Consider the following 24,168-nt stretch of genomic DNA (forward strand, 5'->3'; position numbering starts at 1 on the left):
ATAGGCCCCCATACAAGCCCCTTATCCATAAAGACGGAAGCAGCCGTATGGGAACCGCATTCAATAGTAGTACTACTATTTAGAACTTCGTTCTATAATATCGTTGGCTTTCTTCACCCAGTCATTAAGCGCCTGCTCTGGAGTCTTGGCCTTGGTCAGCGCTGCCTGCAGCTCCGGATAGAACGCTGAGCGTGTTTCTGCATAGCCTGGTACACTAACCCCGATATTGCCTGCATATTTGAACAGCTTAATGGTCTTTGCTTGGAACGAGTCATCCTTATAGTTGGCCGCGAGTGATTTACGGGTCGGAACTACGGACGGAATTTGCGCGAATTTCGCCATGTTTTCCTTGTTATTGATGAACTGGGTAAATTTCTTCGCCCACTCGATATTTTGCGTATTTTTTGTCTTCCACACCCAAGTTCCGTAGCCGAACAGTACGGAGTTAGTTCCTTTTCCATCCTTGGTCGGATAAGGAATCAGATCCATATCGAAGCGCTTGTTCGTACCATCCGTGAACGATTTCTCAAAGGCGCCGATATGTCCGATATTACCCATCGTCATTCCAATCTTGCCCTGCGGGAACATATTGTTGATGACCTCGGTCGCTTTAAGACCCGCTGCGCCTGGAGGGACAACTTTCTCATCAACGAGGTTCACGTAGAACTTCAAGCCTTCGATGCCTTCCGGAGAATTGAGGATCGCCTTCTTATTATCATCGCTGAACGATTTGCCCCCGAATCCCCACAGCATCGCATGATGCCCTTGATCGCCAAGAACATCCGCTGCGTACATTGCATAACCGTAGGTTCCCTTGGACGGATCGGTTACCGCCTTGGCGGCCTTCATGAATTGATCCATCGTCCAAGGCTCCATATTCTTAGGCAGCAGGTCAAGTGCGCCTTTCTCCTTGAACAAATCTTTATTAACGACAAGTCCGATAGCCACTGTGTTATTTGGGTAAATGTAAACTTTATTGTTAACCGATACACTTTTCAGAATGGCATCGTCAAAGTCTTGTTTGTCGATCAAATCGTCGAGCGGTACCAGCAAGTCCTTGTATGCATAAGATAATGGCCAGAAGATCGAGCCCTGCTGCAAATCCGGAAGCTGTCCAGTGTTTGCCGCGATGCTCAGCTTCTCGTTAATTTTGTCGGTAGGGATAATTTCACGTTTGATTTTTACATTCGGATTTTGCTTCTGAAACGCATCGATCATTTCATCGTAAAACTTGCCCTGCGCGTCCTCATCCTGAACGACCCACCAGGTCAGCTCGACCTTCGGTGCCGAGGACGAGCTGCTCTCTGCTGCTCCCTTAGCAGGTGCATTCGTGTTCCCGCTGCAGCCTGCAAGGAGCCCCGCTGTCAGCACGGGAGCCATTAATAGTGCCAGTGTTTTTCTCATAGTGACCCTCCCTTATATCATTCGTAAATCGCTTACATGTTTTATTATATCCGGCCCCGCTAACGGTAAAAATGAACGCAATTTCGCTCATTGTTCACAATGTTTGGGGCTTCCGGTGGACGTTCATTATTTTTGGATGGACTGTTCACTTTTTTTGGTTTTGAAACTTGGCCCTGTACTGCTGAGGACTGAGTCCGATCATTTTTTTGAAGATGCGCCCGAAATAATTAATATTCGCATATCCAACCTTTTCAGCAATCAAATAGCTCGGCAGATTCGTCTCGGCCAAATATTCAGATGCTTTATCCAACCTCAGTTGATTCAAATATTCCGTGAAGCCTGTTTGCGTCTCCTTTTTGAACAAGTAGCTTAAATAGGTTTCATTCATGTTTACCATCTCCGCTGCTTCCTTGAGAGATAGATCCTCTATGAAATGCTCCCTCATATACTGAATGAGCTTGCGGATCTCTTCATGATAAGGTTCACGGCGCGTTCTCTGAATTCGCTCCAAGCCCGCTTCGATTAACCGGATGAACCAGTGTCTGGCATCCTCCAGCTCGTCAAAGGCCAATACCTGCTTGTACAGAGGTCCTTCCAAGCCCTCAAACCCATCTTCACCATAAGGCTTCCAGGCGGTCTGAATCACATGCAGTAGTTGGAGGCAGAACTGGATGCTGTGCTCTTTCGGTCCCCGTACCTCTTGAAGCTGGTCGAATAACTCGTTTAACGTAAGTCGGATGCGGTCCCCATCAATGGCTTCCAAGGAATGTCGGAGGTTCTTCTCGGTCTCTTGGGAAAAGCTCACGAAGCCAGTCTGTCGATCCGAACTGCTGGAATATCGATAAGCTTTCTCCCTACCTTCGTAATAATACAGCTCAACTGCCTGAAGCGCCTGTTGGTAGGCTAGATGTAGTGCAGCCTGGCCCTGGAACGGCAAGCTAAGGCCAGCACTCAGCGATACGCCCAAGAAACGCTTGACCGCACTGATCAGATCCTGGCTCATTGTCTTTACATCGGTATGAATGAGGCCTTGCTGCAAATCTTTGGGAAAGGGTATTAACAGAACAATTTGTTTCTCTTTGTAATGGACCGGATAACCGGGAAGCCATTTGTTCAATTCCAGCTCAATCAGATTCATTATCGTTTGTAACAAAGATGAATCCTCTAAGGAAACAGTGGGAGAACGGTGTATATTCAGAACGATCAGTACATTTTGATCCCCGAGCGTTATGGGACAATGCATATCCGTCCGCTTTTCCGTTGCTTTCACTTCGTTGTCTTTGTTCGAATCCGCAATTTCCAGCTGTGTTCTTAGCCATTCGGCTAATGATGGTCCCTTGCTCTCCGTCTCACCTGGAACGAGCAGCTGCTTGACATCCTCGTATCTGGCTTCAATTTTTCCAGCTGTTTCTAGCAGCAGCTCCAACAGCTCATCAGGCTTCATAGATGCCTTTAAAATATAATCGTCTACGCCAAGCTTCATCGCTTTGCGTACATACTCATATTCGTCATGGCTGCTCAGTACAATAATCCTCGTATGGGGAAATCTTTTTCTTACTGCTTCGATTAGCTCCAGACCGTTCATCTGCGGCATCAAAATATCCGTTAGCAATATGTCGGGCACCGTCTGCTCCATTGCCTCCATCGCCTTTTTACCGTCGGGAGCGTCCCCTATATAGGAGAAGCCGTGCTGCTCCCAATCGATCAACGATTTGATCCCTAGTCGAACCAGTATTTCGTCATCTACCAGCATGACTTTAATGGTCATACTCTTTCCCCTCCTCGACAAGCTTCACCGGTAAAATCACTTGAACGTTCGTCCCTTCGTTCAGCTCGCTTTGAATAACTAGTCCGTACTCATCTCCGTACTGAAGCCGAATCCGCTCATGCACATTTTTGATGCCGATCCGCTTGGACCAGGTTTCTTGTGATGGATCGTCCAGCCATGCGTGAACTTCCCGCAGCCTCTCAGCAGTCATCCCAACCCCGTTATCCTCCACGGACAGGATCAACCGCTCTCCTTCGATCCAGCACCGTACCTGGATTACTCCTTTACCCGGGAGCGGATCGATACCGTGAAGGATGCTGTTCTCTACGATCGGCTGCAGCATCGTCTTGATCACTTCCTGATTCCAGTATGTTTCCGGAATATCTGTAAGCAATTGCAGCTTGTCGTTGTACTTGAGCCTCATCAGAGAAATGTAATTCTCGATATAGCTCATTTCCTGGCGAAGGGTTATCAGGCTGCCTCCGCGGCCGATACTTGCCTCCAGCATACTTCCCAAATTGGACAGCATATCGCCAACTTCCCTCTCATTGCGAATATAGGCCATCCACTTGATGTTATTGAGCGTATTCAGGATAAAATGCGGGTTGATCTGCGCCTGCAGCGCACGAAACCGCATATCCTCCTTCTGCTGGTACTGCTCCTTCAGACGCTGGAGCAGCTCTCGAATCTGCTTGACCATCTTATTATAGGTCGCTATCAGCGTATTGATTTCTTGGGGTCCTGTAACGAGCAGTCCGCTGTTAAATTCTTTCTCTTCCGCTTCCTGCATTCGTTTATTAAGCAGCTTAAGCGGTCTCGAAATGCTGAAGGCAATCGATAAGGTGATTATCATAAACACCAGGAAGATAAGCAGCACAATAATAATATTGGCTCTTCGGATGTTAAAAATTTCTTTGAATACGGTATCATAAGAAATGATCTGAATGATCTTCCAACCGGTTTGGGTAACGGTATCGTAATTGACGATCCACTTCTTGCCTTCCTTTACGACAATGACTTGCCCTTTACGATCACCCCTGATCTTGGAGATGTATGTTTCTGCCGCTACGTTTTGTCCGATTTTTGCTTCAATGGGACTGGATACCACAGTACCGGCTTGATCGACCAAATATACCTCTCCATCCAGCGGTGTCAAATATTTGCGTATATCCTTTTCCGCCACGCCGAACAGCAGCATTCCGATATTTTGACTCGTCTGTAAATCGGTGATGGTCTTAACCAAGGTGATCAGCGGTCGCTTGTCCGAGTAGACGTAATTGTCACCTGTGAACATCCAGCGGAGCTGGAAAGGCTTCTCGATCATTTCTTTATACCAGGGGGCTTCCGTATATTGTCGGTACAAACCTTCCTCCATATATCTTGTGCTCTGCCAGTGGCCGTATACATCCATGAGGGTCACATAGGTTTCGGTATAGTAGGAGCTGTACTGTTTGTTGATGACCGTATCCTTCAGCCGCAGCTTCTCATAATCAGTGAACTTGTCCGGCGACTTCAGCAGCTCGGTTATACTTGGATTCGTCGAAATGTCCACTGCTTGCTTCAACATATCATCAAGAAACAAGCCCACGTTAAAATTAACCTGATACAGCGTTTCACGGGCAGAGTCGCCAATTTTTTGCTCAATGACACGCTCCAATGGCTTGTCCACCAAATAAAACGTCAGAATAAAAGGAATAACGAGAAATAGCAAAATCGAGAAAAAAATCCGGTGACGTATTGTGTTCCATCGGCCTATTACGTTATATATGCGCCCCATCTGTTCACCCCCGAAGAACTTTGTTCATCATTCTAACACAACGGCTGTTCTTGTTCCTACCTAGCTTATCAAAAAAAGAGTGACTCTATAACCGCTCATTGCGGAATAAAGTCACTCTTCCTTGGTACTGCTAGCTTTTGATTTTAATATACATCACGTTGGTAACGCCCTTGCTCTTGCATAGCGATTAAGTACGCTTCAGCTGCTTCACGGGTCAACGAGCCTTCTTTTTCAATCACATCGATAAGGGTGTTGTGGACGTCTTTGGCCATATACTGCTTATCTCCGCAAACATAGAAGTAGGCTCCGTTTTCCAGCCATGCAAATAATTCTTTGCTGTTCTCTTGCATTTTATGCTGTACATATACTTTTTGCTCAGAGTCACGGGAGAACGCAACATCTACTCTTGTTAAAGCTCCATTTTTTTGATAGCCTTCCAGCTCGCTTTGATACAAGAAATCCGTCGTGGAGTGTTGATCTCCAAAAAATAACCATGCTCGGCCTGCTGCTTTATTCACCGCACGTTCTTGGATAAAGGAACGGAATGGGGCAATTCCTGTTCCCGGACCAACCATAATAATATCTTTCTCTTGAGACTCCGGCAGATTAAAGTGTTTGTTTTGTTGAATGAATACTGGAAGCGTGTCTCCTTCTTGAAGACGTTCTGCGCATTGAACAGAGCAAACTCCTTTACGCTCGCGTCCATTAGCCGTGTAGCGCACTGCACCGATAGTCAGATGCACTTCCTCCGGATTAGCGGCAATGCTGCTTGCAATGGAGTATAAGCGCGGCGGCATTTTTCTCAATAAGGAAACGATCTCTTGGGCGGAAGCTTTCCATGGACCAAAAGCTTGCAGCATATCAAGCAAGTCGCGTCCCTCGGCATACTCTTTCAATTGATTTGCATCGGCTGCCAGCTTCTTCAGCTCTTCGTTATCAGTGAATTCGACAGCTTGCTGTAGCATTTTTTTCGTCAATAGCGTAATTTCAAAGTAACCCGCTAAAGCTTCTTTTAAAGGAAGAGTCTCCCCTTGCTTTCCTACTACAACAGGCAGTTCCGCATCCCATTTCATTGCATCCAGAAGGGAAGCTACCAGCTGCGGATCATTTTCCGGGATAATACCAAGACAATCTCCTGGAACATATGAAAGGTCAGATCCTTTTAACGAAAGCTCAAGATGCCTCGTTTCTTTTTTAGAACCTGCACCGTTTAAATTTACATTTTTGAGTACTTTGGCTTGAAAAGGATTTGTTCTTGAATAGGTTGTTGGAACTACAGTCGATTGCATAAATTTCACCTCTAAAAGTTGTTTGTATGTAGAATACCACAAGATTGGAAAATCAGATATATTAATTGACGTAAATTCTCTTATTATTGACAATTATTATGGTTTTGTTACATTAAACTGTCAAAATTATGTTGAAGTTTGATTTATGCTGCGGCCATTTTTAATATTGTTATTGGCGTCTACTCCCTGGGCAGCCCAGGTATGGTCATCGTTATTTGGAGATTAAACAGCTCCGAGGCTAAGCATTGGTTCACATTAATGGGTGAAGTTAATCAAGCATACTGTTGGGACCCTTATCAAGCAGCAAGCTGACGACCGGATTGTGCCGGAGTCAGCTTGTTTTTTTTCACACTTTAGCCTTCCTTTGTTTCCATTTTATCGATTAAGCCTACGGGATAGCTGTATGATTCGGGCCAATCTCATTCCGAATAAACTATTAAAAATGGGGATGATATGTGTGAAAGCCCAAGATTTTATAAATCTACTAGCTCCAATTGCTATTTCAGAACAAAGCCGAACTGGTATTTTAGCTTCAATAACCATTGCTCAAGGGGCTTTAGAAAGTGCGTGGGGATCGTCAGCTCCTGGCAATAATCTGTTTGGGATCAAAGGAACTGGACAGGAATTCACTACACTAGAGTATGTAAATGGACAATTTATTGGTACGGTTGCTGGATTCAGGACATATAGCGATTGGGAAGGTAGTGTTATCGATCACAGTAATTTCCTTATTGAAAATAGCCGATATTCAAAAGCAGGATTCTTCAGTTACTGTGCAGCCTTGGATTATGTCGGAGCTGCGCGTTCCTTACAAAATGCAGGTTATGCAACGGATCCTAGCTATGCAGATAAGGTAGTACAAATCATTCAGGTCAATGAGCTCTACAAATTCGATATACTGGAGGATGAAGATAATATGCCAATGAAATTGGAGCAATGGCAGTGGGACATGTTGTACAAAGTTCTGGGAACGGCTTATAACGCGAATCAACTTAATTGGAATTGGATGCAGAAAATTGTTGATAAGACGCTTACTGCTGCTGAGCTTGCGTTCTTAAATACGGTTCTTGATGGCCGGATTGATCGCAATATAGAAGTGTAATAGTAAGCCCTTTATCGGGTGGAAAGCTATCCACGACCACCAGCAGCAGCAACAAAAAAAGAAACCATAAAACGAGTATTCTCCGCATGCCTGGTTGTCTTTTAAGCTTATATGATGGTCAACTTCCAAGTATCAAGCAAGGTTGATCCTCTTTGAAAACTTATAGGAAGTCGGTTCTCTACTTGCGAAATCAAACCTGTATTGGATATAATTCCCTTAGATGAAACTTAGTAGGAGGAGTTCAAATGCATCCCGACAAAATCCCCCGTTAAGCCCGAGGTCCTCCATCCATGCGTTAGCTTCTGCTCACTCCAAAAAAACTAAAGGGAGCTGCGTGCTAATGAACATGTATGGACCAGTAAAAATTTCTCGAAGTGAACGTCTTCTAACCTGCCATGAGATTGCCAACAGATTACATGAGGTTTATGGAGATAAAGTCAAAGCTATTGGGGTCTACGGCTCTGTTTCCAGAGGCACCGACGGTCCTTTCTCGGACATTGAGATGTTTTGCGTACGTGGCGATGAGTCAAGTGAACCCATTGAGTTTAGATATGAATGGTCGTCGGGACCGTGGAAAGCGGAAGTAAACGTGTGCAGCGCGGACGTTCTTCTTAATAAGGCCTCCATAGTTGAAGGAGATTGGCCACTGACACATGGCCCTTACTTTTTCCAGCAAAGCCTTTATGATCCTGAAGGATTTTTTGCAAGCCTGAGGAAAGCAGCACAATCTCCCACAGAGGAAGCTTTCAGACATGCAATCAACGAGGTCCTTGTAGGTGAGATGTATGAGTTTATTGGTAAGCTTAGAAATGTAAACCTGCAAGGTCCTTACACCTACTTACCCTATCTGGCAATGGAGTTTGCCCAGTACGGTGCCATGTTAGTCGGCTTGCACAATCGAAAGCTTTTTTCAACGGGAGCGATGGTTCTACCAGAGGCAGTAGATCTGCCTGACCGTCCAAAAGGCTTTGACCTTGTTGCGAATCTGGTAATGTCAGGCCAACTAGCTGAGCCCTCAAAGATCGTTTCAGCCTGCGAAAGCTTTTGGAGCGGTCTCATCGCTTGGGCAGCCGAACATGGTTATGAAATCAATTCAAAACGAATTCCCTTTTGACCCTAAGGCGAATTAAGCTGGGCCCCTCCTACGAGGGGTCTTTGGTTTTACCCGAGGCTTCACTCGAACTTGTAAGTCTGTTTTGTGATGAATCCAACATATTCAATCTTCATTGCATTTCGATATATGAGCTTTGAGGAATGGAGTTCGACGCTCATATCCCCTACCAATAGGACCGCAACTTTCCGGTAGCGACGAAAAAAGGGAGCCCGCAGGCTCCCTCTTGGATAATCAATGCATCGGATTCACCGCAGCATGTTTGACGACGACACGGCGGATAAAGAACGCTATGGCCAGACCGATAATCGTCACGATCATCGCGAAAAAGAACACGTTCTGCGAGCCAAATGTCATCGCGTTGGCCTTCTCGATCATTTCGTTCGGCGTCTGGGAAGCGTGCAAGTACTTCTCCATACCTTTCGTAAGGATGCTGATCGCGATCGCCGTACCGATCGCGCCCGCAACCTGCTGCAGCGTGTTCATGACCGCTGTTCCATGCGGATACAGCTCCGGTGGCAGCTGGTTCAATCCGTTCGTCTGCGCTGGCATCCAAACCATGGAGATGCCGACCATTAGGCCAATATGCAAGGCGACGATCAAACCGATCGAAGACGCCAACGTAATGCCGGAGAAAAACCATAACATAGCCGCGACGATGAAAAGGCCTGGAATTACGAGCCATTTTGGCCCATACTTGTCAAACAAGCGCCCCATTTGCGGTGACAAGATGCCGTTCAGCGCGCTGCCTGGAAGCAGCATGAGCCCGGCAGCGAACGCAGACAGTCTCATGCCGTTCTGCAGATACATCGGCAGAATAATCATGCTCGACAAGATGATCATCATACACGACAATACCATAAGCAGCCCCACGATGAACATCGGGTACTTGAAAACGCGCAAGTTCATCATCGGCTCGCGCATAAATATCTGCCGCAGTGCGAACAACGCGAGCGCGACCAACCCGATGACGATCGATGCAACCACGACCGCGCTGGTCCAGCCTTCCTCGCCTTCGCCTGCCTTACTGAAGCCGAAAACCACGCCGCCGAAGCCGATCGTGGACAATACGATGGACAATAGATCGATACGAGGCTTTGTAACTTCTGTAACGTTTTCCAAATACTTTAGCCCTACCAACATCCCTATGACCAAAAATGGCAGAGAAAGCCAGAAGATATAGTGCCATGTAAAATATTCGATCAGCAGACCTGCCACAGTAGGACCGGTTGCTGGCGCGAACATGATGACGAGACCGACAAAGCCCATTGCAGCCCCACGCTTCTCCGGCGGATAGACGATGAGAATCGTATTGAACATGAGCGGAATTAACAAGCCCATGCCAACCGCCTGCAGAACCCGAGCTACCATCAACATTTCGAAATTGAATGCGAGCGCTGCGATCAACGTTCCGATGATCGAGCTCGCTAGTGAGCCTATGAACAATTGCCTTGTTGTAAACCATTGCAGCAGCAGCCCGGTCATCGGCATAAGAATACCGAGCGTCAACAGAAAACCTGTCGTCAACCACTGTGCGGTCGCGGCAGAAATTCGGAACACGTCCATCAAATTACTGATCGCGATGTTGAGTGCCGTCTCGCTGAACATGCCTACAAAGCCGCAGATGAGCAGCGACGCCATGATGGCTCGCGTATTGTATTGCTTCATAATCGATTCCACTTCCTTCTCCTGAAAATCTCTATTTGTACGCGACCCTGTATTCGCTCGCTTTCTGTCACGATAATAGTTACAGTTATTTTTGTCAATACCCGACACATATTTTAATTGTAAATAAAAGAGATTCGCCTAATTTTTTTAAAGAAAACACTAAATAAAGTACGAAATGAACCAGATGAATTAGCATGGGTTCACCTTGCAGTACGATTTTTCTAGAAGTAAGGATATTGAAATTGTTTTTTGATCGAGTTAAGTGCTCAAGAATTTGAAGGAGATGAGGCCAAAGAGTACAAACCGCTCATTCACCATGGTGAGGCGATGAAGCTATCTTGGTGGAATTGCCGCAGGATGAAGCGCCAATTTTTTCTGGTAGGATAGTGTTGAATTTAAGGTTACGATCGACAAAGCCCTTTGCTAGCTGTTCCTCAGCCAGTTTCTTTAGCGCACTATCGCCATTCCCGTACCAAGAGATGTAGTAGTAATAATACCCCATAAACAGCACTGTGACTACTAGGGCTATAATAGATGGAATCCAGACTCGTTTACTTTTGCTCATTCTTCACCTAAATCGTGGGAACAAACACAACTCGTTGCCCGAGGTCATAAGGAGCATTCCAAACTTCCTCTACTTTGGAAAGCGGGAAAGGTACCGAGTTCACTTTAAGCTTACCAGCGGCAATAGCGTTGATTAGAGCTGGAAATTCGACAACATACCCAGCAGTCGAGACCGAACCTTGACCACTACCGACTAATTGAAAGTTAGCAGATCGAAGAGCGACGGAAGGCACAGCAGCTGTAGGACCAGCCACGGAACCAATCTGGATCCAAGTCAAAGCTCGGCTTCGATCCGATCTTTGAGTCAACAATGGAAGCATCGCAAGTTCGGCTGGCTTCCCCCATAGATAATCGATCACGATGTCGACTTCGGAAGCCGCCTCTCCCAGCCGGTTCGCAGCCTCCTCCGGATCACCAGCAAGGGAGATGATAACGTCGGCGCCTAGAGCAGTAAGAGAATTAAGACGGTCCTGATCTCGTCCGGAACCGATGACTTGGCTTGCGCCAAGAAGTTTGGCAATTTGGATAGCCATCTGTCCTGAATTTCCTGTTGCACCAAGTACAAGAACTTTTTGTCCCGGTTGGAAATCAACCCTGCGATGGAGAGCTACCCACGAAGACATAGCTGGGTTCATGGCTGCAGCGATTAGTACAGGATCGACACCTTCGGGCAAAGGCACGCAACGGCGCAGGTCGATAACTGACTTCTCAGCCAAAGCCCCAAACAGGGTGTCAGGAGCTACGAAATAAACCATTTGACCATCTGGCAACCGCCCTACTCCGTCAATACCAGGAATAAGTGGCAAGTCTTCTTTACTTGTGTAGTGAGAACCATTTGCCTGAGACCGCACGCGAGGGTGTAAACCCGCAGCAAGAACGTCAACAAGAATTTCATTCTTTCCTGATGGTTGTGGCGTGTCAAAAATCTCGTAGCTTGGAGCTGTATTGAAAGAACGCACTACGGCTGCATACATATTAAGACCTCCATTTGCGACTTTGCGCAACTATTTAGTTTGTGTTACAAACAATATAGTTTGTTTCACGTACAAAGTCAATGGCTGTTGTGGTACAATGGGAAGAATAAGTCCGAACCATATGGCTACCTGCCACTCGTTCGAATACAGCTAAGTCCGGAGTGAATAATTTGAACAACGACCCCTCTAAAATTCAAAGCGATCTATCGATCGTGGATAGCCTGGTCCAACTGTCATACCTTGTCCAGAGCATTATCGGCCGAGTTGGAGCCGATCATGAGCTTTCGATCATTCAAATTCGACTACTCGGAATTCTACGGGATCGAGAACCTAGCATGTTACAACTAGCCCAGCATCTGGGTCTCGATAAATCCAGTATTACAGGTCTAGTCGATCGCGCTGAACGCCGTGGACTCGTCGAACGTACGATTGCTCCAAACGACCGACGTGGATTCAATGTCAGGGTGACTTCTGCCGGGCGGCAGCTCGTACATGTGGTCGGTGATGAGATCGAGCGTCAGTTAAATGCTGTAATTGAAGTAATAACTGAGACAGAACGCTCACATCTCGCTGCCTTTGCAACCAAAATCCTTGGCACTTCTGCAAGTTCAAATGACTGACCAAGACTACCACCCTATAGAGTACGCTCTACTACCACATAGATTCTTTTTCCATACAATTAAAAATACTAAAAAATAAAAGAGCGGTTCTTTTTCAGAGGCATATTCTACTGTTCACCATTTATCCGCCTCTGCTTATACCCAATATATCCATCCGCGTACCCGTCGGAAGGCTCCTACTTAAACCCTTATTTGCATCAATATAAAAAAACTATGTATTTTCACACCTAAATTAAGTAATATTATATAGCGGAAAAATAATAGACATCAGGAGGTAAATATGCTGTTCAAAGAGCAATTCAACGAGATCCAACGTATTGCACGGACGATCTTCGACAATCCCGAGCTGGGTTATAAAGAAGTGAAAACCCGGCAAACAGTCGTGGATTTTTTGACTCGCATCCATCCCGGGATTGAACTTGAAAGCTTTAGCACAACGGGGTTCAGGACGTCGCTCGGCAGTGGGAAGAAGCTAAATGTCGCCTTCATCGCAGAGCTTGATGCTGTCTACGCCCCTTCGCATTGGCGTTCGGATAAAGCTACTGGCGCAGCGCATAATTGCGGCCACTATACCCAGGTAGCTATCGCGCTGGCGTTGTACCAATACTTTTTTACGACAGGCGCATACAAGGTTTGGGATTACACACTGACGTTCATCTTTGTTCCTGCGGAAGAATATCTTGATCTCGCTTATCGGGACGAGCTTCTCAAGAATAAGCAGATTTCGTATTACGGCGGCAAGCCAGAGGCGATGAAGCTCGGCGTGTTCGACGATATCGACATCGGCGTTTGTGTCCATGCTATGGGCGGCGAATTCCCGGTGCGGACGATTGAAACGAACTGCGACCTGGCCGGATTCTTGTACAAGCGGTATACGTTCGAGGGCAAGGCAACTCATGCCGGCTTCGACCCGTTCTCCGCGAAGAACGCCTACAGCATGTCGACGCTGTTCAATGTCGCTCTCGGCCTCGCCCGACAACAAATGAAAGATTCGGAGAAGGTTCGGATGAATCCGATCGTGATGGAGTCCGACATGTCTACCAATGTCATTCCTAACCGGATTAAGGTCGGTTCCGACTTAAGAACGTTAACGGTCGATTACATGAAGGAAGCTGCCGTCAAAATGGATGATGCCGCCAAAGGAAGCGCGCTTGCACTGCAAGGAACTGTTTCCATCGAAACGCAAATGGGCTATCTGCCGTTCGTACAGGACCGCTACTTGTCTGAATTCGTTATCGAAGCGTTCCATGCCAATGACGAAATCGCCGCTTTCCGGAATGAAACGCCGATCAGCGCTGCGGGCGATATCGGAGACTTGTCTTATATGATCCCTTGCATTCAAATCGGCTACAGCGGATTTTCCGGTACCATCCATGGGGACGACTTCAAGGATATCGATCCCGAGTTCATTTATGAAGTATTCCCGAGATTCCTCGCCGACGTATTTGAACGTTTCAATGGCCGGATTGATCCAGCCAAGCTGTATCGCCGTTCCTACGAGGAATATGAGAAATTAATCAATTCAATTGCGCAACAGTAATTAACGGAAAAGAGGATTATCATGAAATCGACGGTTTCCAAGTCCCAATTTATACTTTTGCTCGTTTTCGCGCTTTTGGTCATTACCGTGTCAGAGCTTATCGGCATTCAAGCGGTAAAGATCGGAACGATCAAAATCAGCTTCCTGCCGCTGGTGTACGCGATCCTGATTACGATGATTCTGGGGATCACCGTAGTGCGCAAAGGCATCCTGAAGAAAGTCTACAGCAAAGACAACGTCAACTTCTCAGGAAAATATTTAATCTTCATCATGCTTCCCCTGATGGCTAGATACGGAGCGGATGTTGCTCCCAAAATTCATGAAATTTTGCAGGTCGGCTGGATTTTCGTAATTCAGGAGTTCGGCCACTTATGTACCGTCTTGATCGGCTTGCCGATTGCGATTCTGATCGGTTTGAGAAGAGAAGCTATCGGAGCGACGCTCGGAATCGGACGGGAAGGCGAGCTCGCCTATATTTCCGAGAAATATACGCTTGATTCGGATGAAGGCCGCGGTGTCTTGTCCCTCTATATTATCGGTACATTATTCGGAACCCTGTTCTTCAGCATCGTCACACCGATTCTGCTGTCTCTCGGCTTCGACGTAGAAGCATTAGCCATGTCGGCGGGCGTCGGCTCCGCCAGTATGATGACCGCAGCCTCCTCAGCCCTTGTCGCAGGAATTCCGGACAAGGCGGCCACTATTACGGCCTATGCTTCGGCAAGCCAGCTGCTGACAAGCTTCATGGGTACATACACGATGGTATTCCTCGCCGTACCTATTCAACGATTCATGTATAAACTATTGGTTAGAGGTGCTAAGTGATGGAAGGCAGATTGAATAAATACGCAAAGTACGCTTTGGTCTTATTGCTGAGTATATGCTTGATCTTGTTCACACAAGAAATTAAGCTGCTCAAAAACCCTAACAGCACTCCGATTTCAATGATGACGATTTACGGACTGATGGTGCTGTGGCTGTTTTCTTTCATCGGCATCTTGATCTCCGGCTTGATGAAAAAAGTTCCGCTCAAGCTGATTCAGGATTTCCCTGTGCTCGGCTGGGTTTCGATTACTTCACTCGTTTTTTGCCTTATTTCCGATACTTTTATCAAAATGATCCAAGCTGTCGATTTTCTGTCCATTACGACGCCGATCCTGACCTTCGCGGGAATTTCGGTTGCAGACCGTTTGATCGACCTGCGCAAAACATCCTGGAAGGTAGCCATTGTTGCCATTTTCGTCTTTAGTGCGATGTACGTAGGCAGCGCCATCCTAGCGCAAATTGGCTTGCATCTTTCCTAATCATCTTATGGCAGAAGCCCCGATAATTATCAGGAATCTAACTTCGCCTCATTTCCTGTAAAGCAAAAAACCTTAGTCCCGCGTCATACGGCTAAGGTTTTTTGAATATTTATCCCTGAAAATAGGTTTCGATTTTGTTAACTATCGAGTACCTTTAAATTGACTGAAGTATAGTTTAGTACTTTTGCTGGAACGACTCTTTCAAATGGGAAAAGTGAATGACTTCCAGAATATGTTGCATCAAATTTAAGATTCAGAGGTACCTTACCATAATCTTCAATCGACAATACAAGATAAGGCAGCATCATTAAAATATTCAAAATGATGATAAGGCCGGTCTTTCACTCTCTTCATCGTCACTTGAAAATTGATTGTGATGAGTTCATTTTCTGGATCAACCATAATTTGCGTATTGCCGCGGCCAGAATGCGAATATGTCTTCTCAGACCTTAAAGTCCCCGTGTAGTCGTGTTTTGTCCCGCTAACATTCCAGCCTAATCCCCAGCTAGCTTCTTTAAAAAATTCGTCACCTAGTCGTGATGAAACGCCAGGTACTTGGTTCGTGGTCATTTTTTGCACGCTCAGCTTGCTGAGAAGTCTGTGATTGTCATATATTCCTCCATTTAAGAACGTTTGGCAAAACACTGCCATGTCGTATGCGGTAGAGCATAATCCGCTGCTTCCCCAAGGGATAGTCAGGTTCTCGTAGTCAGCAAAGCGCGGGAACGGCGCACTCGGCGGATGTTTGGCGACCCGATGATATTGATCAGGCGGTACGATGAACGATGTGTCCTTCATTCCCAATGGGTGAAACATGCGCTCCGTCATAAACTGCTCAAAACTTTGTCCAGTTACGCGCCGGATAATTTCCGTCAGCATTACAAAGCCATAGCTGCAATAGCTCATCTCGGTCCCGGGGAATGAAGATAATGGCGCTGTATAACCGGCCGTTACGTATTTGTATACTTCGGGATGCTGATTTTCCGGGCAGTGGATCATGTGGATTTTGTTCTCGCTGTTATTCGGCGATCCCCAAATTTTCGATACATCGATTCCGGATGTATGGGTCATTAAATGATGAATGAGAACGCTTTCTTTATTCTCCCCGACAAATTCCGGTATGTAATCTTGCACGGGCAAAGCAACCGCAACTTTGCCTTCCTCCGTTAGTATCAGAATAGCCGCCGCCGTTACCGGCTTCGAAATAGAGGCAAGCTGAAATATCGTGTCCAGTTTCATCGGACCGTATGCCTTATCGTAAGCAGGATCGACAAATAGTTTATGCGAAACGATGATGCCTTTGCGAGCAATTAATGAAACTATAATCGGGGAGACTCCACAATCAACCCATTGCTGCTGTAACGACTCCAATCTTGCGATTCGCTCTTCACACATTCCTGCTTCATTAGGATGCCCATATCGTAGACTCATCTTAAACCACCCCGCTACAATATAATAAACAACTAATTATAGCATATTATTCCATTTTGTGAATATATAGGTTTTCTCTTCCTCGATCCTGCAGCCTTCAGCAATATCTTTTTGGAAGGCAACTTTTTTAGGCAGTCTACGTCAAAAGAGTAAATCTAAAAGAAAGGATGTGTTTATAGTGGTTTGTAAAAGTCGTCTGGTTGGAGCCTGCTTAATTGGATTATTACTCACTTGTTTCCTACTAGGTGCTGGGGCTTCAGCAGAATCCCAAAAGAAATTGACTTTGCCCTCTTTTTCCATTCAAATCAATGGGCAGCCTGTCGATAATACGCGCTTGAGGTACCCTTTTTTCGTGTACAATGACATCACTTACCTGCCGCTAACCTGGGAGATGACACAATCCTTGGGCTTCAACCTCGCTTATAGCGAAGGAGGGTTGACTGTTCTTAAAGGCGGAGGACAGCGGAGTGGCGGATGGTTTGGCTGGAAGAAGGAGCGTTTCCCTTTGGACCTTTCCGGTTCGAATAACCGAAGTCAGAGCTACACGGCAGTTATGCCGAGCTTCGCGCTGGCTATCAACGATACCCTAATTAATAACGGACAGGAGCCTTATCCATTCCTTGTTTGGAATGACGTTACATACATGCCGCTAACGTGGAAATATGCCCATGATTTATTAGAGCTCGGGCTCCTATGGGATAGGGAGAAAGGTCTTCAGATCATCGGCGGTCAGCAGCAGGTACTCTCGAGCATCTATTACGATGATACAGAGTACTTGTATGTTCACCCTACTCTCATTACTGAGAAAGGGCAAGGCAGCCTTAAGGTGAAAAAGACGATGGATGAACCGCCTAAGTGGATGACTATTGAAGAAACTGAAGCGTTGAATAAGCGTATTCAGCAGCAACAAAGCCTGCTCTCGGGCGAAACGGTGGCCTTAACAGAGAAAGACAACGGTCTCTACTATGAAAACATGAAGCTCCTGCCAAAGGAGGAGATTACGGTCGATTCAAATTCTGCTGGCAACCCTTTCATCAATCAGTTAACCGGAGTCTTATTCCCATTAGGATCTGAGCGGGCTTTCTTGAGCGTGACCAAGGTGACCTCCTATAACTATGGCAACAGCATAACCACTCATTATTCGTATCTCATTGAAAACGGACAGGAGAAAGCAGTAACTGAATTTCCTCAACCACCAGACCGTATCATCCCGAATTCGGACGGAAGCTATTGGCTCACCTCTAATGGTATGAGCATGATGCACGGCCGAATACTCCCCGGCAGCCGGAGGCTGGCACTTGTTTCTCCCCAAGGAAAGATTAAACTAGTCAATGCATTGATGGAGGGCTACGATATCATGGTGCCAGGATCCGATAATTCTGCTTTTACGAATCTAATAGATGCCGAAGGAAAGCTGTTGATTTATGTCCATCCATTCAATTACGATCCGCAGATCACACCAAGCAGAGGATACTACTTCATCGATACGAGCTTTCAAATGACCAAGGTAGATGCCTTGGACCCACTCGCTCAGGAAACTCCGTTATTGCCAACCTCCCTTTCAGAATGGCCTGTTTATAGGGGAATCGACGGAAAGCTATATCTGATTCGCAAAAATAACGATCTCGCCAATTACACTGACAACACCTCTGTTATGTGGTACGACGATCAAATCTTAGTCACACATTAAATAAAAGCTCATTCGGCACCACGTGAGTGAATAGGAAGACGGCTACCGATCTATGCTGATACCGGTAGCCGTCGTTTCTTTTTTTAGTTTCTGAAGAGGAGCAAGAAACACGATCCGGCCAACCTGCAAAGGGACCTTCAGACCATTTAAAGCATCCCTTCGCGACGGAATTTACTCCTTCTCTTCTTCGCGAAAGCGGAAAGAGCGCGCCAAATACAGCACCGGTGTGCCGGCTGCCGAAATGACGAACTTCAATACATAGGTGGTTAACAGAATCTGAAGCCACACATCCAGCGGATACACTTTGTAAAAGGCTATGGAGCAGAACACTAACGAATCGACGAATTGGCTAAGGCCCATACTTCCGTTGATTCGCAGCCAGAACTGGTTGTAGGCGGGAAACCGATTCTTCAAGGCGCTAAAAACGCGTACATCCAGAAATTGACTCACGAAATAAGCCGTTAGACTTCCTAGCGCAATTTGCGGCGCCAAGCCAAAGATCGTTTTGAGCGCTTCCTGCGAAATATCGCTTTCCTGAGGTACGAAGACGAGCACCATTTGCATAATGATGGCTGAGGCGAACAGGCTGAAAAATCCGAGCCATACGGCCTGCCTCGCGGCTCTAGGCCCGTACTTCTCGTTAAGCAAGTCCGTCGTCATGTAAATCGACGCATAGATCGAATTGCCGAGCGTCATGACGATGCCGAACATTTCGATTGTCTTGACCACTTGAATGTTGGCCAGCACAGTGGCGAAGGCGACCCAGGCATACAGCCCCTTGCGTCCGAACAGCCGATAGCTGAGCAGAAACAACCCGAAATTGATGATGACAAAAACAATGCCCCAAATAAAATTGAACATAAACAATTACTCCTTAGTTTTGATCACGCGGGATGGTCTCGAACCGCGATCGGCTATAGGCTCACCGATTGAGCAGAATACGATTCTAACATGGCTTGGCGATTCCGGCAATAACGTATATGCTTCTTAACCTACCTTGGCTCCATAAGAAAGGGAAAACAATACAGATTGCTCTCGATCCATTCTCATGCCTGTAATGGTAAATGTTTTAAAATCCACTCCTTCCATTTTAGCCCCTCTTACATCAGCATCCTGTAACTTTGCTTTTGCCAGTATCGCCATAGTCAGATCACAATCTCTTAAATCGGCTTTCTCTAAATTAGCTCCTGACAAGTCTGCTTCATAAAATTTAACCCTCCGTAAGTCCTGCTTAACTAGTCTGGAATTTCTCAAATTTGTATATGACCAATCTCCTTGAAACATTGTGATCCCATCCATATTTGAGCCTGAAAAATCTGAACCCGTCATTTTACATACTTCAAATTTCGAAACAAACAGATTAGCTCCATTAAAGCTACAATTCTCAAACGCAGATTCTTTATGAATGGAGCCATTTAACGATGCTCCGCGAAAATCACACTCAATAAACCGGCAGTTGCTAGACGTAATCTCATCTAGTGAACCATTAGAAAACGAGCAGCGATTAAATGTACAACTTATTAACTCACCGTACCTTAAATCTTGTCTAGCAAAGTCTACTCCTTCATATTTTTGATTGCTATGCTGAAACATAAGATGCCTCCCAAGTATGAATGTCATTTTAGATATTTTTGAATTAAAGCATGAATATACAGTTTATCTTTGACTCTCTCAAAAAAAGGATCTACTCTCCACCTCTTTCCCGGTTATACTATTTTTTTTAATAATAGCACACGGCTGTCAAGTACCCGTTTGATCTCAACTAAAAGTCAAGATATTTATATTTCTTTTTTAAAGAAATAATCAAAGCTCCACGTCATCGTTAAGCTCAAAAAATTAGTCCATTAACCTTTCTGGCTCGTCTAACGTTACGATTAACGCTTGGGAGATCCTTTTTAGGTCACACAGAACACTAGCATATTGAGCATTCCTTAATGAATAACCAATCCAATGAAAAGGGAATCTTATGCAAGTGCAGACTTGAAAAGATAGGGAGTGAGCAAGAGATGGGAACCATGACAGCGCCTGGCAGCTCTAACACGCAAACGGGCACAGCTCAAAAAACACTCGGCCAGTATTTATTCGATTGCCTGAAGCTGGAGGGCATTACCGATATTTTTGGCGTTGCCGGAGACTATAATTTTACCCTATTGGATACGCTGGAGCGGTATAACGGGGTCCGCTTTAAAAGTGGCCGAAACGAATTGAACTCAGGTTATGCGGCGGATGGTTACGCAAGAATCAAAGGCTTGTCCGCTCTTATTACGACTTTTGGGGTCGGGGAGCTCAGTGCCTGCAATGCGATAGCAGGAGCTAACAGCGAGCATGTGCCGCTGATTCATATAGTGGGTGCTCCTCCCGAGAAGGATCAAAAGGAACACAAGTTGATGCACCACACTCTTATGAATGGAGATTTCGACGTCTTCCACAAAGTGTATAAGCTGATTACGGCTTATACCGCGGTGCTGACGCCGGAAAACGCCGAGATTGAAATTCCAACCGCAATTCGCATAGCGAAGGAAAAGAAAAAGCCGGTATACCTGGTTGTGGCTGATGATTTAGTGACCAAGCCGATTATTGCCCGGAAAGAGCCGGTGCCGCCGCGTCCAACATCCAATTTGAATACCCTTCAGGCAGCAACAGAACAGGTCCGCCATCTGCTTGAGCGTGCCCACCGGCCGGTCATTCTTGTTGATGTCAAAACAATGCGGTTCGGTCTAGAGACAGCGGTTCGGCGGTTGGCCGACGCCATGAACGTACCTGTTGCGACTATGATGTTCGGAAAGGGGGCATTCGACGAAACTCATCCGAATTATATGGGGATGTACGGGGGCTCTTTCGGAAGTTCTGAAGTTCAAACCACGGTAGAAAATGCAGACTGTATCATTGCGGTAGGCATGTTATGGGCGGACGTTAACACTGCGAATTTCACCGCAAAGCTGAACCCGCTGGTGACGGTCGATATTCAACCGGACATGGTCAAGGTCGCAGAAGCGGAATATCCGAATGTGCTAGCAGCCGACATGCTGCTTGCGGTGCAGAAGGTTGGGTACAAAGGTCAAGGTTTGGTGGAAAAAGCGATATTCCCGTACGACCAAATAACCGGTGGTACCGATGAGCCGCTAAGTGCGGCCATTTATTATCCTCGTTTTCAGCAGATGCTGAAAGAGGGAGATATTGTGATTGCTGAGACCGGTACGTTTTACAACGGGATGGCGCAGGTGAGGCTGCCTCGCAATGTAACGTATATTGCTCAGGGAGGCTGGGAATCCATCGGTTATGCCACACCCTCGGCATACGGTGCCAGTATCGCTGCACCGGACCGCCGGGTATTGTTATTTACAGGCGACGGCTCCTTGCAGCTGACAGCCCAAGAAATCAGCTCCATGCTCTATTATGAATGCAAGCCCATTATCTTCGTCTTGAACAATGATGGTTATACGATCGAGAAATATTTAAATGTCAAAACAGAGGATCAGCAATATAACAAAGTTCCGCGTTGGTCATACACCAAGCTGGCCGAAGCTTTTGGAGGCGATGCATTTGCCGTGACTGTCCGGACCTATGGAGAGCTTGATCAGGCTATCATCCAAGCTGATAAGGAACGTGCCCGAAGACTTTGCATCATTGAAATGATCGCTGCGGATCCTATGGACGCACCCGAAAATATGCGTCGGATGCGTAACTATCTGGAGATGCAGGAGAAGCAGCGAAGCCAGAATTAGAACCAGCGGGACCTAGGCTTGCTTTTTCTTACTTCGTAAACATGATAGTACTCTTAAAAAAAGCCGGATAAGCTTATGAACCAAGCTTATCCGGCTTTACTTAATCCAACGGAATGTGTCGATCAAATGTGTATTAACGTGTTCGAATGTGTCTGGCTCCATCGGATGCTATTCGCATCTTTTACCGAAAACATCATTCGTTCGGTAAAATATAAAAAAATCCATATTACCTATTATTTGCCTAATTTCTTCCTCTGTGATTCTCCTTGCCTTTCCATCCCCACCTATCTCATAGTGAAATAAAGTCGGAACGATTCGTAAAGCATATTCACCGAGGTTCGATGGTGTCCCTTCGGTGCCTTTCTGATCCCACTCGATGAAAATCGACTGCGTTCTCCCATTTTATGGGAATGTCACTACAAGCGGATGCAGCTTTCTAGTCCAAACGAGCTCCTGCTGCTTAAGATGCTTCATGGCTTCTTCCTTAACTTCTCTGTTGAGACTATTCAAAATCCTGCAAATGATTCAATTTACGATAAGTTTGCTTCGTAGTAATCAAGCCTCTTGATCGAATAATCACTAGCCTCTATTTCCTGCCACCCGTTTCAACCAAATAACCCAAAAAAAGGCGTCACATCAAGGTTAAATGCGAAAGTTAAAACTAGACTATAGTCAAGCCATTAAGGGGAGATTCATAATGATTGCAGCAACCAGATAGCGCTTAGAAATAAAGGATAGTTAACAGGCCATGCTGTCTCAAAAAAAACAAAAGCTATCGGAGGAATGATTGTTAATGAAGAAAAAATGGTTCTCGTACGTAACTGCGGCAGCTGTCGCAACCATGCTGGTAGGCATAGTTCCTGCAACTGCAGCAACAGACCTCGGCCATCAGGTGCTTGCATCCAATGACGGCTGGGCCGCTTATTCCACAGGTACCACGGGAGGTTCAACCGCTTCGTCCTCAAACATTTTTACCGTCACCAACCGCAAACAGCTAGTAACCGCACTGGGAAGCAGCACCAACACCACGCCCAAAATCATTTATATTTCGGGAACGATCAATATGAATGTCAATGACAGCAATAATGCAATGGGACTTAACGATTATAAAGATCCCGCCTATGATTTCAATAAATATTTGACTGCTTACGATCCTGCAACATGGGGAACGTCCAAGGTTCCTTCCGGCACACAGGAGGATGCTAGGAAAAAGTCGCAGCAAAATCAAGCCGCCCGCATTGTGATTGACATCCCTTCAAACACTACGATTGTCGGTTCAGGAACGACAGCCAAAATTACAGGTGGCAACTTCAATCTGAAGAGTGGAGCCAACAACATTATTATCCGTAATATTGAATTCCAAGATGCTTATGATTACTTCCCACAATGGGATCCTACCGACGGAAGCTCCGGCAACTGGAATTCCATGTATGACAGCATTACCATCAAAGGAGCCACTCATGTATGGGTTGACCACTGCACCTTCAGCGATGGAGCCCATCCTGATAGCACGAACGGCACCTATTTCGGCAGAGAATACCAGCATCACGACGGGACTCTTGACATTTCCAACGCGGCCGATTACATTACAGCCTCCTATAACTACTTCCACGACCATGACAAAACATCACTCATCGGCAGCAGCGACAGCGCCACCACTGATGATGGGCATTTGAAGGTCACATTACATCATAACTATTACAAGGATGTTGTACAGCGTGCTCCTCGTGTTCGCTTTGGACAAGTCCATATTTACAACAACTACTATGAAGGCAGCACTTCAAATTCCACTTATCCATTTAGCTACGCATGGGGAGTTGGAAAATCGTCCAAAATATACGCTCAAAATAACGCCTTCAGCATTCCTGGCCTGTCTGCAGCCAAAATAGCGAGCGTATTCAGCGGCGGCACGACGCTGTATGATTCCGGGACCTTGCTGAATGGCAGCTCCGTTAATGTAGCCTCAAGTAACAGTCTTAGCACCGCTGTCGGCTGGACGCCGTCTCTCTATGGCACAATCGATGCGAGCAGCAATGTGGCAACGGTAGTCAAAGCAAACGCAGGCGCCGGTAAATTTCAATAGTATATCCTCATAGAAAATACCTCCCTTGCAGTGGCTATGCTCTGTAAGGGAGGTGTTTTTACTGAGCTCTTAAACGCTATTCTATGAAAATACAAGAAAAGAATAGATTTAGAGAGTT

At 46.1% G+C, this 24,168-nt stretch carries 18 protein-coding genes and 1 pseudogene; 9 read left to right on the forward strand and 10 right to left on the reverse strand.

The features are described from left to right. Positions 1 to 75: 75 nt before the first annotated feature. The 4 genes and pseudogenes from QMA13_RS22815 to QMA13_RS22830 form a co-directional block, all read right to left on the reverse strand. Positions 76 to 1,404, reverse strand: coding sequence for an ABC transporter substrate-binding protein (locus QMA13_RS22815; protein ID WP_282936038.1), 1,329 nt, complete (start codon positions 1,402 to 1,404; stop codon positions 76 to 78). Between the two features lie 145 nt (positions 1,405 to 1,549). Further along, positions 1,550 to 3,172, reverse strand: coding sequence for a response regulator (locus QMA13_RS22820; protein ID WP_282936039.1), 1,623 nt, complete (start codon positions 3,170 to 3,172; stop codon positions 1,550 to 1,552). Further along, positions 3,162 to 4,949 carry a sensor histidine kinase gene (locus tag QMA13_RS22825; protein WP_282936040.1) on the reverse strand — a complete coding sequence of 596 codons (1,788 nt, stop codon included), beginning with the start codon at positions 4,947 to 4,949 and terminating at the stop codon, positions 3,162 to 3,164. Before QMA13_RS22825 ends, QMA13_RS22820 begins: the two co-directional genes overlap by 11 nt. Before the next feature lie 143 nt (positions 4,950 to 5,092). After that, positions 5,093 to 6,223, reverse strand: a pseudogene (locus tag QMA13_RS22830) (sulfite reductase subunit alpha); the annotation flags it as partial. 277 nt (positions 6,224 to 6,500) lie between these two features. Between QMA13_RS22830 and QMA13_RS22835 the strand changes: the two are divergent. Together QMA13_RS22835 and QMA13_RS22840 are read left to right on the forward strand one after the other, a co-directional pair. After that, on the forward strand, positions 6,501 to 7,340 hold the full coding sequence (locus QMA13_RS22835) for a glycoside hydrolase family 73 protein (RefSeq protein WP_282936042.1): 840 nt from the start codon (positions 6,501 to 6,503) through the stop codon (positions 7,338 to 7,340). Between the two features lie 340 nt (positions 7,341 to 7,680). Further along, the gene (locus tag QMA13_RS22840) at positions 7,681 to 8,454 is read left to right on the forward strand and encodes an ANT(4')-I family aminoglycoside nucleotidyltransferase (RefSeq protein WP_282936043.1); all 774 of its coding nucleotides are present in this window, start codon (positions 7,681 to 7,683) and stop codon (positions 8,452 to 8,454) included. Between the two features lie 231 nt (positions 8,455 to 8,685). On the opposite strand, the gene QMA13_RS22845 is transcribed toward QMA13_RS22840, so the two are convergent. From QMA13_RS22845 to QMA13_RS22855, 3 genes are all read right to left on the reverse strand, one after another. Continuing rightward, a complete protein-coding gene (locus QMA13_RS22845) occupies positions 8,686 to 10,119 on the reverse strand; it encodes a DHA2 family efflux MFS transporter permease subunit (RefSeq protein WP_282943514.1) in 1,434 nt (477 codons plus the stop codon). Positions 10,120 to 10,426: 307 nt separating this feature from the next. Then, the gene (locus QMA13_RS22850) at positions 10,427 to 10,684 is read right to left on the reverse strand and encodes a hypothetical protein (RefSeq protein WP_282936044.1); all 258 of its coding nucleotides are present in this window, start codon (positions 10,682 to 10,684) and stop codon (positions 10,427 to 10,429) included. Between the two features lie 7 nt (positions 10,685 to 10,691). Then, positions 10,692 to 11,657: a quinone oxidoreductase family protein gene (locus tag QMA13_RS22855; protein WP_282936045.1), complete on the reverse strand. Its 966-nt coding sequence runs from the start codon at positions 11,655 to 11,657 to the stop codon at positions 10,692 to 10,694. 212 nt (positions 11,658 to 11,869) lie between these two features. Between QMA13_RS22855 and QMA13_RS22860 the strand changes: the two genes are divergently transcribed. The 4 genes from QMA13_RS22860 to QMA13_RS22875 all read left to right on the forward strand — a co-directional run bounded on the left by QMA13_RS22860 (position 11,870) and on the right by QMA13_RS22875 (position 15,121). Further along, positions 11,870 to 12,277, forward strand: a complete 408-nt coding sequence (locus QMA13_RS22860) for a MarR family winged helix-turn-helix transcriptional regulator (RefSeq protein ID WP_282943516.1) — start codon at positions 11,870 to 11,872, stop codon at positions 12,275 to 12,277. Between the two features lie 280 nt (positions 12,278 to 12,557). After that, positions 12,558 to 13,817, forward strand: coding sequence for a M20/M25/M40 family metallo-hydrolase (locus QMA13_RS22865; protein WP_282936046.1), 1,260 nt, complete (start codon positions 12,558 to 12,560; stop codon positions 13,815 to 13,817). A 21-nt stretch (positions 13,818 to 13,838) separates the two neighbouring features. Further along, positions 13,839 to 14,642 (forward strand): DUF3100 domain-containing protein, encoded by an 804-nt coding sequence (locus QMA13_RS22870; RefSeq protein ID WP_282936047.1) that lies wholly within the window; start codon positions 13,839 to 13,841, stop codon positions 14,640 to 14,642. Continuing rightward, on the forward strand, positions 14,642 to 15,121 hold the full coding sequence (locus tag QMA13_RS22875) for a hypothetical protein (protein ID WP_282936048.1): 480 nt from the start codon (positions 14,642 to 14,644) through the stop codon (positions 15,119 to 15,121). The genes QMA13_RS22870 and QMA13_RS22875 overlap by 1 nt, the downstream gene beginning before the upstream one ends. Positions 15,122 to 15,397: 276 nt before the next feature. Here QMA13_RS22875 and QMA13_RS22880 read toward each other — a convergent pair whose 3' ends face one another. Then, a complete protein-coding gene (locus QMA13_RS22880; protein WP_282936049.1) occupies positions 15,398 to 16,552 on the reverse strand; it encodes a serine hydrolase domain-containing protein in 1,155 nt (384 codons plus the stop codon). A gap of 178 nt (positions 16,553 to 16,730) precedes the next feature. Here QMA13_RS22880 and QMA13_RS22885 point away from each other — a divergent pair, with 178 nt between their 5' ends. Next, positions 16,731 to 18,242 carry a hypothetical protein gene (locus QMA13_RS22885; RefSeq protein WP_282936050.1) on the forward strand — a complete coding sequence of 504 codons (1,512 nt, stop codon included), beginning with the start codon at positions 16,731 to 16,733 and terminating at the stop codon, positions 18,240 to 18,242. A gap of 171 nt (positions 18,243 to 18,413) precedes the next feature. On the opposite strand, the gene QMA13_RS22890 is transcribed toward QMA13_RS22885, so the two are convergent. Beyond that, the gene (locus QMA13_RS22890; protein ID WP_282936051.1) at positions 18,414 to 19,103 is read right to left on the reverse strand and encodes a queuosine precursor transporter; all 690 of its coding nucleotides are present in this window, start codon (positions 19,101 to 19,103) and stop codon (positions 18,414 to 18,416) included. Between the two features lie 126 nt (positions 19,104 to 19,229). Continuing rightward, entirely contained in the window at positions 19,230 to 19,835 is a 606-nt protein-coding gene (locus QMA13_RS22895; RefSeq protein WP_282936052.1) for a pentapeptide repeat-containing protein, read from the reverse strand. Positions 19,836 to 20,248: 413 nt separating this feature from the next. Between QMA13_RS22895 and QMA13_RS22900 the strand changes: the two genes are divergently transcribed. Both QMA13_RS22900 and QMA13_RS22905 read left to right on the forward strand, forming a co-directional pair. Continuing rightward, positions 20,249 to 21,967, forward strand: a complete 1,719-nt coding sequence (locus tag QMA13_RS22900; protein ID WP_282936053.1) for an alpha-keto acid decarboxylase family protein — start codon at positions 20,249 to 20,251, stop codon at positions 21,965 to 21,967. Between the two features lie 793 nt (positions 21,968 to 22,760). After that, positions 22,761 to 24,050 carry a pectate lyase gene (locus QMA13_RS22905; RefSeq protein ID WP_282936054.1) on the forward strand — a complete coding sequence of 430 codons (1,290 nt, stop codon included), beginning with the start codon at positions 22,761 to 22,763 and terminating at the stop codon, positions 24,048 to 24,050. The last annotated feature ends 118 nt before the right edge of the window (positions 24,051 to 24,168 follow it).

The sequence above is a fragment of the Paenibacillus sp. RC67 genome, from assembly GCF_030020805.1.
Classification (GTDB): domain Bacteria; phylum Bacillota; class Bacilli; order Paenibacillales; family NBRC-103111; genus Paenibacillus_S.

What these genes read in the sequence shown, in the direction of transcription:
- QMA13_RS22880 (WP_282936049.1), bottom strand. Translation starts at nt 16,552, where the DNA reads ATGAGTCTACGATATGGGCATCCTAATGAAGCAGGAATGTGTGAAGAG.
- QMA13_RS22905 (WP_282936054.1), top strand. Translation starts at nt 22,761, where the DNA reads ATGAAGAAAAAATGGTTCTCGTACGTAACTGCGGCAGCTGTCGCAACC.
- QMA13_RS22890 (WP_282936051.1), bottom strand. Translation starts at nt 19,103, where the DNA reads ATGTTCAATTTTATTTGGGGCATTGTTTTTGTCATCATCAATTTCGGG.
- QMA13_RS22825 (WP_282936040.1), bottom strand. Translation starts at nt 4,949, where the DNA reads ATGGGGCGCATATATAACGTAATAGGCCGATGGAACACAATACGTCAC.
- QMA13_RS22815 (WP_282936038.1), bottom strand. Translation starts at nt 1,404, where the DNA reads ATGAGAAAAACACTGGCACTATTAATGGCTCCCGTGCTGACAGCGGGG.
- QMA13_RS22865 (WP_282936046.1), top strand. Translation starts at nt 12,558, where the DNA reads ATGCTGTTCAAAGAGCAATTCAACGAGATCCAACGTATTGCACGGACG.
- QMA13_RS22820 (WP_282936039.1), bottom strand. Translation starts at nt 3,172, where the DNA reads ATGACCATTAAAGTCATGCTGGTAGATGACGAAATACTGGTTCGACTA.
- QMA13_RS22845 (WP_282943514.1), bottom strand. Translation starts at nt 10,119, where the DNA reads ATGAAGCAATACAATACGCGAGCCATCATGGCGTCGCTGCTCATCTGC.
- QMA13_RS22895 (WP_282936052.1), bottom strand. Translation starts at nt 19,835, where the DNA reads ATGTTTCAGCATAGCAATCAAAAATATGAAGGAGTAGACTTTGCTAGA.
- QMA13_RS22870 (WP_282936047.1), top strand. Translation starts at nt 13,839, where the DNA reads ATGAAATCGACGGTTTCCAAGTCCCAATTTATACTTTTGCTCGTTTTC.
- QMA13_RS22900 (WP_282936053.1), top strand. Translation starts at nt 20,249, where the DNA reads ATGGGAACCATGACAGCGCCTGGCAGCTCTAACACGCAAACGGGCACA.
- QMA13_RS22875 (WP_282936048.1), top strand. Translation starts at nt 14,642, where the DNA reads ATGGAAGGCAGATTGAATAAATACGCAAAGTACGCTTTGGTCTTATTG.
- QMA13_RS22840 (WP_282936043.1), top strand. Translation starts at nt 7,681, where the DNA reads ATGAACATGTATGGACCAGTAAAAATTTCTCGAAGTGAACGTCTTCTA.
- QMA13_RS22850 (WP_282936044.1), bottom strand. Translation starts at nt 10,684, where the DNA reads ATGAGCAAAAGTAAACGAGTCTGGATTCCATCTATTATAGCCCTAGTA.
- QMA13_RS22855 (WP_282936045.1), bottom strand. Translation starts at nt 11,657, where the DNA reads ATGTATGCAGCCGTAGTGCGTTCTTTCAATACAGCTCCAAGCTACGAG.